The sequence below is a fragment of the Leifsonia sp. SIMBA_070 genome (assembly GCF_046534635.1).
Lineage (GTDB): Bacteria > Actinomycetota > Actinomycetes > Actinomycetales > Microbacteriaceae > Leifsonia.
The window spans coordinates 1,022,440-1,039,739 of the sequence record NZ_JAWRYK010000001.1 but is presented as its reverse complement, the minus strand read 5'-3'; the positions used below and the strand labels follow the sequence as shown (position 1 = coordinate 1,039,739).

14 protein-coding genes are annotated in these 17,300 nt (G+C 70.8%); 6 read left to right on the top strand and 8 right to left on the bottom strand.

Annotation, left to right across the window (positions count from 1 at the left end; all coding sequences use genetic code 11):
- Positions 1-16: 16 nt before the first annotated feature.
- The 5 genes from SB754_RS04825 to SB754_RS04805 all read right to left on the bottom strand — a co-directional run bounded on the left by SB754_RS04825 (position 17) and on the right by SB754_RS04805 (position 5,833).
- A complete protein-coding gene (locus SB754_RS04825; RefSeq protein ID WP_410783261.1) occupies positions 17-1,573 on the bottom strand; it encodes an aspartate ammonia-lyase in 1,557 nt (518 codons plus the stop codon).
- 168 nt (positions 1,574-1,741) lie between these two features.
- On the bottom strand, positions 1,742-3,124 hold the full coding sequence (locus SB754_RS04820) for an aldehyde dehydrogenase family protein (RefSeq protein WP_410781218.1): 1,383 nt from the start codon (positions 3,122-3,124) through the stop codon (positions 1,742-1,744).
- Between the two features lie 107 nt (positions 3,125-3,231).
- Entirely contained in the window at positions 3,232-3,915 is a 684-nt protein-coding gene (gene trmB, locus SB754_RS04815) for a tRNA (guanosine(46)-N7)-methyltransferase TrmB (protein WP_410781217.1), read from the bottom strand.
- A gap of 43 nt (positions 3,916-3,958) precedes the next feature.
- A complete protein-coding gene (locus tag SB754_RS04810) occupies positions 3,959-4,252 on the bottom strand; it encodes a hypothetical protein (protein WP_410781216.1) in 294 nt (97 codons plus the stop codon).
- Positions 4,253-4,384: 132 nt separating this feature from the next.
- Positions 4,385-5,833, bottom strand: a complete 1,449-nt coding sequence (locus tag SB754_RS04805) for an NCS2 family permease (RefSeq protein WP_410783260.1) — start codon at positions 5,831-5,833, stop codon at positions 4,385-4,387.
- A gap of 115 nt (positions 5,834-5,948) precedes the next feature.
- On the opposite strand from SB754_RS04805, the gene SB754_RS04800 reads away from it, so the two are divergent.
- The gene (locus SB754_RS04800) at positions 5,949-7,226 is read left to right on the top strand and encodes a uracil-xanthine permease family protein (protein WP_410781215.1); all 1,278 of its coding nucleotides are present in this window, start codon (positions 5,949-5,951) and stop codon (positions 7,224-7,226) included.
- Positions 7,227-7,406: 180 nt separating this feature from the next.
- Here SB754_RS04800 and SB754_RS04795 read toward each other — a convergent pair whose 3' ends face one another.
- The 3 genes from SB754_RS04795 to SB754_RS04785 form a co-directional block, all read right to left on the bottom strand.
- Positions 7,407-7,739, bottom strand: coding sequence for a peptidase (locus SB754_RS04795; RefSeq protein ID WP_410781214.1), 333 nt, complete (start codon positions 7,737-7,739; stop codon positions 7,407-7,409).
- On the bottom strand, positions 7,736-8,950 hold the full coding sequence (locus SB754_RS04790; RefSeq protein WP_410781213.1) for an anion permease: 1,215 nt from the start codon (positions 8,948-8,950) through the stop codon (positions 7,736-7,738). The genes SB754_RS04795 and SB754_RS04790 overlap by 4 nt, the downstream gene beginning before the upstream one ends.
- Positions 8,951-9,096: 146 nt before the next feature.
- Positions 9,097-11,685: a DEAD/DEAH box helicase gene (locus SB754_RS04785; RefSeq protein ID WP_410781212.1), complete on the bottom strand. Its 2,589-nt coding sequence runs from the start codon at positions 11,683-11,685 to the stop codon at positions 9,097-9,099.
- Between the two features lie 67 nt (positions 11,686-11,752).
- On the opposite strand from SB754_RS04785, the gene SB754_RS04780 reads away from it, so the two are divergent.
- The 5 genes from SB754_RS04780 (at position 11,753) to SB754_RS04760 (ending at position 17,263) form a co-directional block, all read left to right on the top strand.
- A complete protein-coding gene (locus tag SB754_RS04780; RefSeq protein WP_410781211.1) occupies positions 11,753-13,279 on the top strand; it encodes a molybdopterin-dependent oxidoreductase in 1,527 nt (508 codons plus the stop codon).
- A gap of 30 nt (positions 13,280-13,309) precedes the next feature.
- Complete coding sequence (locus SB754_RS04775; RefSeq protein ID WP_410781210.1) at positions 13,310-14,440, top strand: ThiF family adenylyltransferase; 1,131 nt, start codon at positions 13,310-13,312, stop codon at positions 14,438-14,440.
- 134 nt (positions 14,441-14,574) lie between these two features.
- Positions 14,575-15,804, top strand: coding sequence for a gephyrin-like molybdotransferase Glp (glp, locus tag SB754_RS04770; RefSeq protein WP_410781209.1), 1,230 nt, complete (start codon positions 14,575-14,577; stop codon positions 15,802-15,804).
- The gene (gene moaCB, locus SB754_RS04765; RefSeq protein WP_410781208.1) at positions 15,801-16,853 is read left to right on the top strand and encodes a bifunctional molybdenum cofactor biosynthesis protein MoaC/MoaB; all 1,053 of its coding nucleotides are present in this window, start codon (positions 15,801-15,803) and stop codon (positions 16,851-16,853) included. Before glp ends, moaCB begins: the two co-directional genes overlap by 4 nt.
- A complete protein-coding gene (locus tag SB754_RS04760) occupies positions 16,850-17,263 on the top strand; it encodes a molybdenum cofactor biosynthesis protein MoaE (protein WP_410781207.1) in 414 nt (137 codons plus the stop codon). Before moaCB ends, SB754_RS04760 begins: the two co-directional genes overlap by 4 nt.
- Positions 17,264-17,300: the final 37 nt, after the last annotated feature.

Here is a 17,300-nt window from a genome sequence, read left to right as displayed (position 1 = left end):
GCTCAGCGGGCGGCGATCACTCGGTCTCCTGCCGCGCCTCCGCGATGGCGTCGGCCTCGATGACCGGGATGGCCGTCGTGATGACCTCGAGCCCGCTCAGGCGCGCGGGCGACAGCAGGCGCGTGACCTCCTCGCGGCTCATCAGCTTCGCCTCGACGACCAGGTCGGCCACATTGTGGCCGGTGAGCAGGGCCGACTTGGCGAGCGCCGCGGCGGCCGCGTAGCCGATGTGCGGGGTCAGCGCGGTGATGACGCCGACCGACGAGCCCACCATGGCGCCCAGGCGCTCCTCATTCGCGGTGATGCCGTCGACGCAGTTCACGCGGAGGGTGCGGAACGCCTGCGTCATCCAGGTGATGCTCTGCAGCAGCGAGTGCGCGATCACCGGCTCGAACGCGTTGAGCTGGAGCTGGCCTCCCTCGGCCGCCATGGTGACCGTCACGTCGGCGCCGGCGACCGAGAAGGCCACCTGGTTGACGACCTCCGGGATCACCGGGTTCACCTTGCCGGGCATGATGCTGGACCCGGCCTGGCGCGGCGGGAGGTTGATCTCGCCCAGGCCTGCCTGGGGACCGGACGACAGCAGGCGGAGGTCGTTGCAGATCTTCGAGAGCTTGATCGCGCTGCGCTTGAGAGAGCCGGAGAACGACATGAACGCGCCGGCGTCGCTGGTCGACTCGATCAGGTCGGGCGCCGTCTCCAGGTTGAGTCCGGTGATGGCGTTGAGGTGGCGGACAGCGGCGGCGGCGTAGCCGGGGTCGGCGGTGATACCCGTGCCGATGGCGGTGGCGCCGAGGTTGATCTCGGCGAGAAGCCACTTGGTCTCGGTGAGCCGCGCGTGGTCCTCGGTGAGCGTGGTGGCGAACCCGTGGAACTCCTGTCCGAGGGTCATCGGCACCGCGTCCTGCAACTGGGTGCGGCCGACCTTCAGGATGTTGCGGAACTCCTCGCCCTTGTGGGCGAAGGAGTCGCGCAGCAGCGCGAGCTCGTCGAGCAGGTGGCCGAGCGCGAACGTGAGTCCGATCTTGATGGCCGTCGGGTACGTGTCGTTCGTGCTCTGGCTGCGGTTGACGTCGTCGATCGGGTGGATGTGCGCGTAGTCGCCTTTGGGGTGGCCGTCGAGCTCGAGCGCGAGGTTCGCGATGACCTCGTTGGCGTTCATGTTGGTCGACGTGCCCGCTCCACCCTGCATGACGCCGACGACGAACTGGTCGTGGAAGCGGCCGTCGATGATGAGCTGGCACGCGCGGTCGATGAGTTCGGCCTTGTGCGGCTCCAGCACGCCAATCTCGAGGTTGGCGCGCGCCGCGGCCTGCTTGACGCTGGCGAGTGCGACGACCAGATCGGGGTAGACGGAGATGGGTCGCTTCGCGATCGGGAAGTTCTCGAGGGCCCGGGAGGTGTGGATGCCCCAGTAGGCGTCCGCGGGAATCTCGCGGGTGCCGAGCGAGTCGCTCTCTGTGCGGGTGGGGCGTCCGTCGCCGCTCTGGGCCGGAACGTCGGAGACGTTCTCGGACGCGTCGATCACGGCATCCGTGATGATCGGGAGGGGCGAAGTCTTCGAATCGTCCATCGTTGCTGTCGGGTTCACGGTTGGCACCGTTGCCTCTCGTTGTGCGTTGGCATGTGTCTCTTGTGCCGGACGTTCGTGGCCTCCGGCAACGCCGAGCCTACCCCTGGCACCTGGCCCCTCACTGGACGTCATGTATGCCCGTCTGCGGATTGTTCGACATAGTGTCGATCAGCCGAGCTTGCGCAGCAGGCCGCGCGCGAAGCGGTCCTTTCCCTCCGTGTATGGCGGGTAGATCAGCTGCAGCGTGTCCGGTCCGAGCGGCTTGCTGAGCACCGCCTTCTCGTGACTGAACGTGCGCAGCGACCGCTCGCCGTGATACGCGCCGGAGCCGCTGGGTCCCACTCCCCCGAACGGCAGGCCGGCCACCGCGAGGTGCGCCGCGGGGACTCCGAAGCCGACAGCGCCGGAGCTCGTCTCGGTCAGGATGCGCCGCCGCGCCCGCGCATCCGTCGTGAAGGCGTAGAGCGCGAGCGGCTTGTCGCCGGCGCGGATGAACCGGATGGCCGCGTCGAGACCGTCGACGCCGATGATCGGGAGGATGGGGCCGAAGATCTCCTCCGCCATCGCCGGGGAGTCGGGGGCCACGTCCACGAGCACGGTCGGCGCGAGGTAGCGGGTGGCGGCGTCGTGCTCGCCGCCGACGGCAGCGGTCCCGGAGGCGAGCATCCCGGTCAGGCGGGTGAACTGGCGGTCGTCGACGATGCGACCATAGTCCGGGCTCTGCGCCGGGTCGTCGCCGTACAGGTCGCGGACCGCATCCCGCAGCGCGGCCGCGAGGTCCACCACCACGGAGCGGTCCGCCAGGATGTAGTCGGGCGCGACGCAGGTCTGGCCGGCGTTCATGAACTTGCCCCAGGCGATGCGTCGCGCGGTGGTGGCGAGGTCCACCGAGCCGTCGACGTAGACGGGCGACTTCCCGCCGAGCTCCAGGGTGACCGGGGTGAGGTGCTCGACAGCGGCCGCGGCCACGATGCGGCCGACCCTGCCGTTGCCCGTGTAGAAGATGTGGTCGAAGCGCTGCGCGAGCAGGTCCGTCGTCTCCTCCACTCCCCCTTCCACCACGGCGACAGCGCGACGGTCGAGGTACTCCGGGACGAGCCGCGCCATCGCGGACGACGTCGCCGGGGCCAGCTCGCTCGGCTTCAGCACGACCGCGTCGCCCGCGGCCAGAGCGCCGACCAGCGGCGCCAGGAGCAGCTGCACGGGGTAGTTCCACGGCGCGATCACCAGCACCACGCCGACGGGCTCCAGGATCGTGGAGGCGCGTGCCGGGAGCAGCGCGCCCGGCACCGGCACGCGGCGCGGCCGCAGCCAGCGGCGCAGGTGCTTCAGCGTGTGGTCGATCTCGCCGACGACGAACCCGAGCTCGGCGATCTGCGACTCGGTCGGGTTCTTCGCGAGGTCGGAGAGGAGGGCGTCCTCGAACTCGGCGGAGCGCTCGGTGAGCATCCGGCGGAGCGCCCGCAGCTGCCCGATCCGCCACGCGAGCGGCTTGGTCACCCCTCGCTCGAAGGAGGACCGGAGCTCGTCGACCGTGCGCGCATGCGTCATGCGCCCATCCTAGGGACGCTTCCGGCCGCGACTGCTGCGTGCCGTCACGAATGCGCCGGGGCGCCGCGGCGCACTCGTGACGCGGCACCGCAGTCGCTGAACGCGCGTCAGCGGGCGGGGCGGTACGCGAGGTCGAAGATGGCATGCCCGAGCCGCTCGCCGCGGCGCTCGAACTTCGTGACAGGGCGGTCGTCGGGGCGCGGAACGAAACGCGCATCACCGGCGAGGTTCACGAGCCCGGGCTCCGCATCCAGCACGTCGATCATGTGCTCGGCGTACGGCTCCCAGTCGGTCGCGAGCCGGAGCACCCCGTCGTCGGTGAGGGCGCGTGCGAGCAGCGGGGCGACCTCGGGCTGGATCAGCCGGCGCCGGTGGTGCCGGGCCTTCGGCCACGGGTCGGGGAAGAAGATCAGCACCTCGTCGAGGGACGCGGCGGCGAGCCCCCGTTCGAACACCTCGACGGCGTCATGCCGGATGATCCTGATGTTGGTGAGTCCGTCATCCCGGATCGCGCCGAGCACCCGGCCGATACCGGCGCCGTGCACCTCGATCCCGACGAAGTCGCGGTCCGGGTGGCGCTCGGCCAGCGTCAGGAGGTTCTCGCCGTTGCCGAAGCCGATCTCGACGACCCGCGGGGCCGTCCGGCCGAAAGCGGCCTCCAGGTCGAGCGGCGAACCGTCGAACTCGAGGCCGAAGGCCGGCCAGAGCTCTTCGATGGCCCGCGACTGGGCCTCGGTCTTACGGCCGCGGGTGACGTAGCTGCGCGGCCGGACGAGGGGGGATGGTTCCATCCCCCCATTGTCTCAGCCTCAGGATGCGGAGGTCGCAGGCCGGTCAGATCCAGGCGAACGGGAGGGCGGCGAAGCCGACGCCGACTCCGATCAGCAGAGCCATGCCGACGAGGGCGATCCCCGCGAGCATCACGGCGTTGAGCACGATGCCCCAGATCGCCCAGGTGCGGCCGAGCGGCTCGCGCTTCAGCGCCATGATGCCGAGGACGAGGCCGGCCACGGGTGCCACGAGCGTCCATCCGAAGACGATGGAGGCCGCGCCGAGCGCGAAGCTGGCGATGCTGAGCGTCCGGACGGGCGCGACGGTCTGGTACGGGGTGCTGGTGGTGGTGGTCATGCATCCAGTCAAGCGTCGCGGCCGTCCGGACGGTATCCGGATAACCCCCGATTCGACCCTGAGGGCGACCCCCGGGTCAGGTCCGACCGGTCGGACCTGGCGGGTCGGACCTGGCGGGTCGGACCTGGCCCGTCAGACCTGGCCGAGCAGACCCTCGATCGGACCGCGGGCGAAGTAGATCAGGAAGCCGGCGGCCACGATCCACAGCAGGGGGCTGATCTCGCGCCCCTTTCCGGCGAGCGAGCGGACGAGCACCCAGCTGATGAAGCCGACGCCGATGCCGTTGGCGATGGAGTAGGTGAGCGGCATCACGATGATCGTCAGGAACACCGGAAGCACCACGGAGAACTCGCTGAAGTCGATGTGACGGATCTGGACGACCATCAGCGCACCGACGATGACCAGCGCAGCGGCCGCGACCTCCAGCGGGACCACCTGGGTCAGCGGCGTGAAGAACATCGCCAGCAGGAACAGCACGCCGGTGACGACGCTGGCGAAGCCGGTCTTCGCGCCCTCGCCGATGCCCGAGGCGGACTCCACGAACACCGTGTTGGACGACGAGGAGGTGCCGCCCCCGACGATCGCGCCGACGCCCTCCACGATCAGCGCGGACTGCAGGCGCGGGAAGGTGCCGTCCTCGTTCGACAGGCCCGCGCTGCGGGCGAGGCCCGTCATCGACCCCATGGCGTCGAAGAAGTTGGTGAAGACCAGGGTGAAGATCAGCATGATCGCGGCCAGCGCGCCGATGCGGCCGAAGGCGCCGAACAGGTCGAACTGGCCGACCAGGCTGAGGTCGGGCAGCGAGACCAGCGACTTCGGCAATTGCGGCACGGTGAGGTTCCAGCCGTCCGGGTTCTTGGCCCCGGACTCGCCCACCCGCCAGATCGCCTCGACGATGATCGCGACGATGGTCGCGGCGACGATCCCGATGAGCAGAGCGCCCTTGACGCGGCGAGCCATCAGCACGCCCATGATGACCAGCGCGATGAGGAACGTGACGGTCGGCAGTGTCGCGATCGAGCCGGCCTCGCCCAGCTGGACCGGAGGCGACGACAGCGTCGTCGTGCGGACGAAGCCGCTGTCGACGAAGCCGATGAAAGCGATGAACAGACCGATGCCCACGGTGATGGCCGTCTTCAGCGGCGCGGGGACCGCGTTGAAGATGAGCCGCCGCAGACCGGTCGCGGCCAGCAGGACGATGATGATGCCGTTGATGATGACGAGGCCCATCGCCTCCTGCCAGGTCACGATCTTCACCACGTTGACGGCCAGGAAGGAGTTGATGCCGAGGCCGGCGGCGAACGCGAACGGCAGGCGCGCGATCAGACCGAAGGCGAGCGTCATGGCGCCGGCGCTGAGCGCGGTCACCGCGGCGACCTGAGCGGTCCCGAGGGAGTGGCCGACGACATCCTTGGTCCCGCCCAGGATGAGCGGGTTCAGGATGACGATGTAGGCCATCGTGACGAAGGTCAGCACACCGCCGCGCACCTCGGTGCCCCAGGTGGTGCCGCGTGCGGTGATCTCGAAGAAGCGGTCGAGGCGCCCGGGAGCGGTGGTGGGCGCGCTGGTCGAAGCGGAAATGGTGGACTCCCGTAAGATCGTTGGGCTGGTCGGCTCGGCGGAAACTCAGGTTCCTCGAGTACGCGCGAGTGCGCGATCCCAGCCTATTCCGACTCGAGACCAGTGAAGGACACGCATGGCACTGCCCTGGACGCTGCACGGCGACGGCAAGAAGGTGCGGGCGCACGAGATCGTGCTGCCCGGCGAGCGGCTGACGTGGCCGCGCACGATCGGTCTCGGCGCGCAGCACGTCGTCGCGATGTTCGGCGCGACCTTCCTGGTCCCGCTGCTGACCGGTTTCCCGCCCGCGACGACGCTGCTGTTCTCGGGCGTGGGCACGCTGCTGTTCCTCGTCATCACCGGCAACCGCCTCCCCAGCTACCTGGGCTCGTCGTTCGCGTTCATCGTGCCGATCGTCGCCGCGACCAAGGCGCACGGGATGCCGTCGGCGCTCTTCGGGATCGTCGTCACGGGCATCCTGCTCGCGATCGTCGGACTGATCGTCCTCGCCACGGGGACGCGATGGATCGACGGCCTGATGCCTCCCGTCGTCGCCGGGGCGATCGTCGCCCTGATCGGGTTCAACCTGGCCCCGGCCGCGGGCGCCAACTTCGCCAAGGCCCCGATCACGGCCCTGGTCACGCTGGCGGCGGTCATCCTGTGCACCGTGCTGTTCCGCGGGATGCTGGGACGATTGTCCATCTTCCTCGGCGTAGCCGTCGGGTACGTGTTCGCCGTGATCGTCGGTCAGGTCGACTTCAGCGGGGTCGCGAAGGCGGCGTGGATCGGCCTGCCGCAGTTCGCCCTCCCCGCGAACCCGTTCACGGCCCCGGCGTCGACGTGGGGCATCCTGCCCGCGTTCCTCCCCGTGGTGCTCGTGCTGATCGCGGAGAACGTCGGCCACATCCGTGGTGTCGCCCAGCTGACCGATCCCTCCGTCAACCGGGTCACCGGCCGAGCGCTGTTCGCGGACGGCCTGGCCACGACGATCGCCGGGTTCTTCGGCGGCTCGGGGACGACCACGTACGGCGAGAACATCGGCGTGATGGCCGCGACGCGCGTCTACTCGACGGCGGCGTACTGGGTGGCCGGTGCCGTCGCCATCCTGCTGGGGCTGTCGCCCAAGGTCGGCGCTGTGATCAACACCATCCCGGCCGGCGTGCTCGGCGGTGTCACGACGGCGCTGTACGGCCTGATCGGGATCATCGGCGTGAAGATCTGGCTGGACAACAAGGTCGACTTCTCGAAGCCGAAGAACCAGTTCACGGCGGCGACGGCGCTCATCATCGGCGTCGGCGACTTCACCCTGAACCTCGGCCAGCTGACCTTCAACGGGATCGCCCTCGGCGCGATCGCCGCGATCGCCGTCTACCACGTGATGAACGCGATCTCGCGGGTCCGCGGCACCGACTGACCCCTCCGTCCCTTCCCTCGCACCGCCGCAGATTCGTGACGAATGCGGGCTCCGGCCTCCACGTTCCCCACATTCGTCACGAATCGGGAGACCCTGTAGTGCCGCGCGATTCGTCACGAATCGGGGCTCTCGCCAGCGCACACCGCCGATTCGTCACGAATGTGCGAGGACCGGGACGGGCTACTGGTGGAAGAACGGGATGATGAGGTACAGGCCGTAGATGACGGCGAGGGCGCATACGGTGAAGCAGGTGTACGCGCCGGTCAGCGCGAGGCGCTTCTGGGCGGCGGTGAGCGGGTTCTTGCGCTGCGCCTTCTCGGCCTTGCGCTGCAGCTTCGCAGCCTTCTCGGGGGTGAGCACCGTGATCGCGTCGGTGAACTCGACCGGTTCGACGAACAGTGCGCGCCCAGCGGCGGCGAGCAGTCGCGTCCCGAGCGCGTAGAAGGCGACGACGACGCACGAGCCGATCAGCGCGGCGGCGAAGACCAGGACGAAAGCACCCCAGTCGATCATGCGGACTCCTTCCGCTGTCGCGGCCGCTTCAGCGGCTTGACCTTCTTGATCTTGACGGCCTTGGCGGAGGCGGCGACCTCGCTCTTGCCCTGCAAGGGCACCGGCTTGACGGCGTTCTCGCTGCTGACGCGGTTGCGGGAGGCGCGCCAGAAGATGTAGACGACCACCGCCGCTCCGACGATCAGGTCGATCGCCACGCCGACCGGTCCGACGTCGGCGAGGATGCCGGCGAGCGCACCGACGATGGCGGCGGACGGGAGGGTGAGCAGCCAGCCGACCGCGATGCGACCGGCGGTCCCCCAGCGCACCGACGAGCCGCGGCGACCGAGGCCGGACCCGATCACCGACCCGGAGGCGACCTGCGTCGTCGAGAGCGCGAAGCCCAGGTGGCTGGAGGCGAGGATGGTGGCGGCCGTGCTGGTCTCGGCGGCGAAGCCCTGCGCCGGCTTCACCTCCGTGAGTCCGCGGCCGAGGGTGCGGATGATGCGCCACCCACCCGAGTAGGTTCCGGCGGCGATGGCCAGGGCGCAGGCCACGACGACCCAGATCTCCGGGCCGGAACCGGTCGGCTGCAGCCCCGCCGAGATGAGCGTGAGCGTGATGACGCCCATCGTCTTCTGGGCGTCGTTCGTGCCGTGGGCGAGCGCGACCAGCGACGACGAGAAGATCTGGCCGTACCGGAAGCCGCCGCGGCCGTCCGGGCGCCCGTCGTACCGTCGCGTGACCCAGTACGCCAGCTTGGTCGCGCTCCACGCGACGACGCCGGCCGTGAACGGCGCGATCACCGCGGGCAGGATCACCTTGTCGAGCACCACCAGGAAGTCGACCGATTGGATGCCCGCCCCGACGATCGCCGCGCCGATCAGACCGCCGAAGAGGGCGTGGCTCGACGACGACGGCAGGCCGAACAGCCAGGTGACCATGTTCCAGACGATCGCGCCGACCAGGCCGGCGAAGATGAGCACCGGCGTGATCTGCACGCCGCCGTCCCCTTCGCGGATGATGCCGCCGGAGATCGTCTTGGCCACCTCGGTGGAGAGGAACGCACCGATCAGGTTGAGCACGGCCGCGAGGGCGACGGCTACCTTCGGCCGCATGGCACCGGTCGCGATGGGTGTCGCCATCGCGTTGGCGGTGTCGTGGAAGCCATTGGTGAAGTCGAAGAAGAGCGCCAGCAGAATGACCAGCACGACGATGAGGGGGACGTCCACCGTTCTCTTTTCCGTGTCGGATGCCGTTGCTCCCGATCGAAGTCTTCATCGGGAGTTCATGCAAGTGACCTGGCGCTGTGCAGACACCGTGACGATACTCACACGGCGGCTCCGCGGGGGTCAAACCGAGAGCGATCCTGGCACGTTCAGAGCCGCCCGACGGAGGTGACCCGGACCACCGCCACGCCTTCCCGCGCCGAGTCCTCGAGCAGCACGTCCGCACTGATCCCCCAGTCGTTGTGCCCGTCCGGGTCGGCGATGATCTGCCGCACGCGCCAGACACCGTCCTCCCCCTCGGGCTTCTCGTCGACGAGGATCATCGCGGCCGAGCGGGCGGAGGCGTCGGTGAGCATCTCGTCGTGCTCGGCGTAGTACCCCTCCAGGGCGTCGTCCCATTGCGCCTCGGTGAAGGGAGGGATGGCACCCGCCAGGACGGCCGCTTCGGCCTCCAGCACTCCGAGGTCGTGTACGCGGTCGAGTGCGGCGAGCTGGACCCGGCGGAACAGCTCATTGCGGACCAGCACGAAGAAGGCGCGCCGGTTGGTGGTGACATTCCGCGGCGCGGGCGGCGCCAGCTCCGCCGACTCGGCCGCGTGGCGGGCGGCGTCCGGGTGGACCAGCTCCTCCCACTCGTCGAGGAGGCTGGAGTCGACCTGGCGCACCAGCTCGCCGAGCCACTCGACGATGTCGCGGAGGTCTTCGGTGCGCAGGTCGAGCGGCACCGTCTGGTTGAGGGCACGGTAGGCATCCGAGAGGTACCGGAGCACCACGCCTTCTGAGCGCGCCAGCTTGTAGAACGCGATGAACTCGCCGAAGGTCATCGCCCGCTCGTACAGGTCGCGGACCACCGATTTGGGCCGCAGCTCGAAGTCGGCCACCCACGGCTGGCTGGAGGCGTAGGTCGCGAACGCCTCGTGGAGGAGCACGTCGTGCGGCTTGGGATGCGTGACCTCCTCGAGCGCCTCCATCCGCTCCTCGTACTCGATGCCCTCGGCCTTCATCGCCGCGACCGCCTCGCCCCGGGCGTGGTACTGCTGCGCGGAGAGCACCGGTCGCGGGTCGTCGAGGGTCGCCTCCACGACGGAGACGATGTCGAGCGCGTAGACCGGCGACTCGATGTCGAACAGCTCGAAGGCGGCGAGCGCGAACGGCGACAGCGGCTGGTTGAGCGCGAAGTTGGGCTGCAGGTCGACGGTGAGGCGGATCTCCACCTCGTCGCCGCGGCGCACGGCCTCCACCACACCGGCGGTCAGCAGCGATCGGTACAGCTCGATCGCCCGGCGGGCGAGCGCCAGCCGGCGCTTCCACGGCTCGTGGTTGTCGAAGACCAGGGCGCGGACGTGCCCGTAGACGTCGCCGCCGCGGCCGATCACGTTGATCAGCATGGCGCTGGTGATCTGCATCGAGGAGGTCAGGGTTTCCGGCTCCGCCTCGACCAGCCGCCGGAACGAGGGCTCGCCCCAGGAGACGAACCCCTCCGGCGCCTTCTTGCGCACGATCTTGCGGCGTTTCTTCGGGTCGTCGCCCGCCTTCTCGATCGCCTTCAGGTTCTCGGACTCGTGCTCGGGCGCCTGGGCGACCACCGTTCCTGCAGTGTCGTAGCCCGCCCGGCCCGCGCGTCCCGCGATCTGGTGGAACTCGCGCGCGTTGAGCTGCCGCATCCGGGTGCCGTCGAATTTGGTCAGGGCGGTCAGCAGCACCGTGCGGATCGGCACGTTGATGCCGACGCCGAGGGTGTCCGTCCCGCAGATCACGCGCAGCATCCCGCGCTGGGCGAGCTGTTCGACCAGGCGGCGGTACTTGGGCAGCATCCCCGCGTGGTGCACGCCGATGCCCTGGCGCAGGAGGCGCGCGAGCGTCTTGCCGAAGCCTGTCGTGAATCGGAAGCCGCCGATCAGGTCCGCGATCGCCTCCCGCTGCTCGCGGCTGGCGATCTTGGCGCTGGAGAGGGACTGGGCGCGCTCCAGGGCGGCCAGCTGCGAGAAATGGACGACGTAGATCGGCGACTGGCCGGTATGGAGGAGGTCCTCGATGGTCTCGTGGACCGGCGTCACCTCGTAGTAGTAGTGGAGCGGGACGGGGCGTTCGACGCCGGTGACCGTCGCGGTGGCGCGACCGGTGCGCCGCTCCAGGTCGGCGGCGAGCGCCGTGACGTCGCCCAGGGTCGCCGACATGAGCACGAACTGCGTGTGCGGCATGGTCAGCAGGGGCACCTGCCAGGCCCAGCCGCGATCCGGGTCCGAGTAGAAGTGGAACTCGTCCATGACGACTTGCCCGACCGGGGTGTCCTCGCCGTGGCGCAGCGCCAGGTTGGCGAGGATCTCGGCCGTCGCGCAGACGATGGGCGCGTCGGCGTTGACCGCCGAGTCGCCGGTCGTCATGCCGACGTTCTCTGCGCCGAAGATGTCGACGAGTGCGAAGAACTTCTCCGAGACGAGAGCCTTGATGGGCGCGGTGTAGTAGGTCCGCTCGCCGCGGGCGAGGGCGGCGAAGTGGGCGCCCACCGCGACGAGCGACTTCCCGGTTCCTGTGGGGGTGCTCAGGATGAGATTGGCCGTGTCGATGACCTCAATGACGGACTCGTCCTGCGCCGGGTACAGCTGGATGCCGCCCTCTTCCACCCAGCTCACGAACGTGTCGTAGACGGCATCCTCTGAGACGGAGCCCGGTCCCGCCCAGCCGGGGATGTCCTCGACACGGAGGCGACGGGCGGCGGGTGGGGTGGAGTCGGACATCACCCCCAGCCTGTCACGTCCTCCCGCCTCGTGGCGCGCGCACAGCCGGCGGACATATCTTGGCGGCATGACGGACTTCTGGCGACCGGCCGGGGCCGGTGTCGCGAGCGTGCTCGCCGGCGTCGGCGCAGCGGAGCTGGTGAGCGCGTTCGTCGTGCAGAACGGCAGCCCGATCCTCACCGTCGGCTCGCTCGTCATCGACCTGGCGCCTCCGTGGCTGAAGGAGGCCGTCATCTCGGTGTTCGGCACCGGGGACAAGGCCTTCCTCATCGTGTCGCTCGCCGTCGTCGTGGTCCTGGGCGCGGGCCTCGCCGGCTGGCTGGAGAGCATCCGCCCGCCGGTGGGGCGCATCCTGATCGGGATCGGCGGTGCGGTCGGCGTGCTGGCCGCGCTGACCCGCTCGGGGAACGGAATCGTCGATGCCGTGCCGTCCGCGCTGGCGGCCGTGATCGCGATCCTCGTCCTCGGCGCTCTGATCCGGATGCTGCGCGACACGGAGCCGACCCGTGTCGCACCGAGCGGGCGGGTCAGCCGCCGCCGGTTCGTCGGTACGACCGCTGCGACCGCCGCGGGAGGCGCCCTCGCCCTCGTGATCGGTCAGGCGGTGGCGAACGGATTCCGCACGGCGTCCGCGGCGCGCGCGGCGATCCGCTTGCCGCAGCCCGCCCAGACCGCCGCGCCCATCCCGGCCGGCGCCTCCTTCGACATCCCCGGCCTCTCGCCGATCGTCACGCCGAACGCCGACTTCTACCGGATCGACACCGCGCTGCAGATCCCCGGGATCGACCCGCACGACTGGCGGCTGCGGATCACGGGGATGGTCGAGCAGGAGGTCGAGCTCACCTTCGCGGAGCTGTTGAAGCTGCCCCTGGAGGAGTCGACGACCACGCTGACCTGCGTCTCCAACGAGATCGGCGGCGACCTGATCGGCAACGCCACCTGGCTGGGCTACCCGATCCGGCACCTCCTGGCTCGCGCCCGGCCGTCCGCAGATGCCGACATGGTGCTCTCCACCAGCCAGGACGGCTGGACCGCGAGCACGCCGCTGACGGCGCTGACCGACGAGCGCAACGCCATCCTCGCCGTCGGGATGAACGGCACGCCGCTGCCGCTCGAGCACGGCTACCCGGTGCGGATGGTCGTCCCAGGGCTCTACGGCTACGTCTCTGCGACGAAGTGGGTCGTCTCGCTGGAGGTCACCCGGTTCGACAAGCACACCTCCTACTGGACCGACCGCGGCTGGTCCGAGCGCGGGCCGGTGAAGCTGTCCTCCCGCATCGACGTGCCGGCTGCGGGGCGCCAGGTGAAGGCGGGGACGGTCGCCGTCGCCGGGGTCGCCTGGTCGCAGCACGTCGGCGTGAGTGCGGTCCACGTGAGCGTCGACGACGGGCCCTGGCAGGAGGCGACGCTCGCGGACGCGATCTCGCCGGACACCTGGCGGCAGTGGCGGTACGCGTGGGATGCGGCACCCGGCGCGCACACGCTGCGGGTGCGCGCGACCGACGCGAAGGGGCTGGTGCAGACCTCCACGGTCCGGGATGTGGTGCCCGACGGCGCGACGGGCCTGCACACGGTGCAGGTCACCGTGGTGTGAGCGAGCGCGGACGTGTGATTGGCTGAAGCCATGGCCCTCCCGCCGCTGGTCGCACCCGGACCCGAGCTCACCCCTGAACGCACTGCGCGCTACGCCCGCACGACGCAGCTGCCCGGCTTCGGGCCCGAGGCGCAGCGCCGGATCCGTGCCGCGCGGGTGCTCGTCGTGGGGGCGGGCGGCCTCGGCTCCGCGGTGCTGCCGCTCCTGGCCTCCGCCGGCGTGGGCACCATCGGGATCGTCGACGACGACCGGGTCGAGCTCAGCAACCTGCCGCGGCAGAGCATCCACACTCCTGCGGAGGTCGGTCGGCCGAAGGTCGAGTCGGCCGCGGAGGTCGTGCGCGAGCTGGGCGACGAGGTCGACGTGCGCCTCTTCCCCGAGCGCCTGACGGCGCAGAACGCCGAGCGCATCCTGTCCGGCTTCGACCTGGTGCTCGACGGCAGCGACAACTTCCCGACCCGCTACCTGGTCGACGATGCGGCGACGCTGGCCGGCCTCCCGGTCATCTGGGGCGCGGTGCATCAGACCGGAGGCCAGGCGGGGCTCAGCTGGGCGGCGCAGGGGCCGACGTACCGGGACCTGTTCCCCGTCCCGCCGGCGCCGGGCAGCGTCGCGAGCTGCGCGGAGGCGGGAGCGCTTCCGTCGGTCTGCGGCGTGATCGGCGGCGTGATGGTCGGCGAGGCGCTGAAGCTCATCACCGGGACGGGAGAGCCGATGCTCGGCCGGGTGGTCGTCCACGACGCGCTGCGCGGCAGCTTCCGTGAGCTGGCGTACGAGCGAGATCCGTCGGCCGCGCCGGTCACCGGACTGATCGACTACGACCTGTTCTGCGGTGTCAGCGAGACTATGTCGCCGACGGAGCTGAACGCGCGCTTGCTCGCCGGCGAGCCGCACACGCTGCTCGACGTGCGCGAGCCGTGGGAGGCCGACATCGTCGAGCTGCCGGGCTCGCTGCTGGTGCCGCTCGGCGTCGTCGAGAGCGATCCGGCCGGGGTGGCGGAGCGCCTCCCCGAGGACCCGCTCGTCATCGTCTGCCACCACGGCATCCGCGCCGAGACGGCCCGCCGCCTGCTCGCCGAGGCCGGCGTCCCCGGCCTCGTGCTCGCTGGCGGCCTCGACGCGTGGGCGCGCGACGTCGACCCCACCCTCCCCCGCTACTGACCCGCCCGCTCGCGCGTCGCGCGCATCCAGTGGTCCCGACATGCCGTCACCCCCTGGCGCGTAACGGCATGTCGGGACCAGCAGATGCAACCATGGGACCTGTCAGCGGGGGCCCGACGCGGGATACTGAACGCATGACAGGCGACCCGACCGCACGGCCCCGCAGCGTCGAGGAGCACGCGGCGCTCGTCGCGCGGATGCTCGAACCCCTCTCCGAGCAGCCGGCGGAGGAGGCGGTCCCGCTCGACCGCGCGCTCGGCCGGGTCACCGCCGCGGAGGTGCGCTCCGAGGTCGACCTGCCGCTGTTCCGCAACTCGCAGATGGACGGCTACGCCGTGCGCGCCGCGGACATCGCGAGCGCCCCGGTCGCCCTCGAGGTGAGCGGTGACATCCCGGCGGGGCACACCAGCCCGGTCTCGCTGATCTCCGGGACGGCGCTGCGCATCATGACGGGCGCGCCCGTCCCCACCGGCGCCGACACGATCGTCCCTGTCGAGGACACGGAGCTGGTGCTCGGCCGCGACGACGACCTCGCAGGCGCCGTGGTCGAGATCCGCCGCTCCCGCGTGAAGGGCGAATACGTGCGCGAGCGTGGCAGCGACGTCCGCCGCGGCGACGTGCTCGTCCCGGCGGGAACCCGCCTCGGGCCGCGCCACCTCGCCGCGCTGGCGGCTGCGGGCGTGCAGAACGTGACCGTCCGCGCCCGGCTGCGTGTGGGCATCCTGACCAGCGGCACCGAGCTGGTGACGTCGGGCACCCCTGCGTTCGGGCAGGTGTACGACGCGAACAGCATCGCGCTGGCCGCACTGGTGGAGGAGGCGGGCGCCACCGTGTCGCTCCGCACGAGCAGCGACGACGACCCGGAGGCGTTCCAGCGCATCCTCGACGAGGCCCTGCACGGCTGCGACCTCGTCATCACCTCCGGCGGCATCTCGCACGGCGCGTACGAGGTGGTGCGGGAGGTGCTGCTCCCGCACGGCGCGGACGTCACGACGGTAGCGATGCAGCCGGGCGGCCCGCAGGCGACCGCGGTGATCGGCGGCATCCCGGTGTTCGCCTTCCCCGGCAACCCGGTGAGCACGCAGGTGTCGTTCGTGGTCTTCCTGCGCGGGCCGCTCCGCGCGGCCGCCGGCCTTCCCGACCTGCCGCCGGCCGAGGCGGCCCTGACCGACGCCGTCCGCAGCATCCCGGGCCGCCGCCAGTTCCTGCGCGGCCTGCTCGACGGTGAGGGAGGCGTCTCTCCGGTTTCGGGTCCGTCCTCGCATCTCGTCGCCGGGATGGCCAAGGCCGATGTGCTGATCGACGTCCCGGAGGAGGCGGACGCGCTGGAGTCGGGCGCGACCGTGGCAGTCTGGACGCTATGACGCAGCTCACGCATCTCGACGCCGACGGGCGAGCCAGGATGGTCGACGTCGGCGGCAAGCCCGAGACCGACCGCGAGGCTGTCGCCCGCGGACGCTTCGTGACAACGCCGGAGGTCGTCCGGCTGGTCGCCGCCGACGAACTCCCTAAGGCGGACGTCCTCGCCACGGCCCGCATCGCGGGGATCGGCGGGGCGAAGCGGACGAGCGAGCTCATCCCGCTCTGCCACCCGCTGCCGCTCAACTCGGTGCGCGTCGACTTCGAGCTGGACCCGGACGCGGGCGCCATCGAGATCGAGGTCGTCGCCCGCACGCACGGGCGCACGGGAGTCGAGATGGAGGCGCTGACCGCGGTAGCGGTGGCCGGGCTCACCCTGCACGACATGGTGAAGGCGGTGGATCCGGCGGCCAGCCTGACCGACGTGCGGCTCGTCGCCAAGAGCGGCGGCAAGCGCGGCGAATGGAGGCGGGGCGAAGACGGCGCGGAGGCGGCTGGAGCGGTCGCGCCCGTCGCCACCGAGCACGCCGCCGACGATTCAGCCGCCGCCGCCCCCCACCCCGCCGCACCCGACCCGGCAGCCCCGACCGCCGACGCCATCGTCGTCGTCGCCTCCACGCGCGCCGCCTCCGGGGTCTACGAGGACAGCACCGGCCCCGTCATCGCCGACTGGCTCGCCGAGCGCCGCCTCCCCGCGGACGTCCGGATTGTGGCCGACGCCGACGTGGATGCGGCCCTCCGCGAGGCCGTCGCCGCGCATCCCCTCGTGCTCATCACCACCGGAGGCACCGGCGTCTCCCCCACCGATCGCACGCCGGAGGCGACCGCCGCCCTCCTCGACCGCCAGCTCCCCGGCGTGGCAGAGGCGCTGCGCGCCCGCGGCGCTCAGGCGACCCCGCTCGCCGCTCTGAGCCGCGGACTGGTCGGCGTCGCCGGGTCCACGCTCGTCGTCAACCTGCCCGGCTCCCGCGGCGGCGTGGTCGACGGACTCGAGGTGCTGGACGACCTCCTCCCGCACCTGCTCGACCAGCTGCGCGGAGGTGACCACCGATGAGCGACGTCCTCGCGAGTGTCACCCCGGACCCGCTGGACCCGTCGAACGTCGACGAGTGGGTGTGGCGGGCGGAGGCGGGCGCGGTGGTCTCGTTCCAGGGCATCGTCCGGGATCATGACGGCGGCAAGGGCGTCGTCTCGCTCGACTACCGGGCGCATCCCGAGGCCGAGGCGTTCCTGCGCGAGTGCTGCGAGGAGGTTGCGCGGACCACCGGTCTGCGGGTCGCTGCGCAGCATCGCATCGGCTCGCTGACCATCGGGGATCTCGCGCTGATCGCCGCCGTCGCTGCGCCGCATCGGGCGGAGGCGTTCGCCGCGTGCGCCGAGCTCGTCGAGATCATCAAGGCGCGCGTCCCCATCTGGAAGCGGCAGCACTTCACCGACGGCGCCTCGGAGTGGGTGGGCCTCTAGCCTTCTGAATCCGCATCCGCGGCTCTACGATGAGTAT

Bases quoted from the DNA above. Each gene is read 5' to 3' on its own strand.
- trmB (WP_410781217.1), bottom strand. From the start codon at position 3,915: ATGGAACCATCCCCCCTCGTCCGGCCGCGCAGCTACGTCACCCGCGGC.
- SB754_RS04810 (WP_410781216.1), bottom strand. From the start codon at position 4,252: ATGACCACCACCACCAGCACCCCGTACCAGACCGTCGCGCCCGTCCGG.
- SB754_RS04775 (WP_410781210.1), top strand. From the start codon at position 13,310: ATGGCCCTCCCGCCGCTGGTCGCACCCGGACCCGAGCTCACCCCTGAA.
- SB754_RS04820 (WP_410781218.1), bottom strand. From the start codon at position 3,124: ATGACGCATGCGCGCACGGTCGACGAGCTCCGGTCCTCCTTCGAGCGA.
- SB754_RS04825 (WP_410783261.1), bottom strand. From the start codon at position 1,573: ATGGACGATTCGAAGACTTCGCCCCTCCCGATCATCACGGATGCCGTG.
- SB754_RS04785 (WP_410781212.1), bottom strand. From the start codon at position 11,685: ATGTCCGACTCCACCCCACCCGCCGCCCGTCGCCTCCGTGTCGAGGAC.
- SB754_RS04780 (WP_410781211.1), top strand. From the start codon at position 11,753: ATGACGGACTTCTGGCGACCGGCCGGGGCCGGTGTCGCGAGCGTGCTC.
- glp (WP_410781209.1), top strand. From the start codon at position 14,575: ATGACAGGCGACCCGACCGCACGGCCCCGCAGCGTCGAGGAGCACGCG.
- SB754_RS04800 (WP_410781215.1), top strand. From the start codon at position 5,949: ATGGCACTGCCCTGGACGCTGCACGGCGACGGCAAGAAGGTGCGGGCG.
- moaCB (WP_410781208.1), top strand. From the start codon at position 15,801: ATGACGCAGCTCACGCATCTCGACGCCGACGGGCGAGCCAGGATGGTC.
- SB754_RS04795 (WP_410781214.1), bottom strand. From the start codon at position 7,739: ATGATCGACTGGGGTGCTTTCGTCCTGGTCTTCGCCGCCGCGCTGATC.
- SB754_RS04760 (WP_410781207.1), top strand. From the start codon at position 16,850: ATGAGCGACGTCCTCGCGAGTGTCACCCCGGACCCGCTGGACCCGTCG.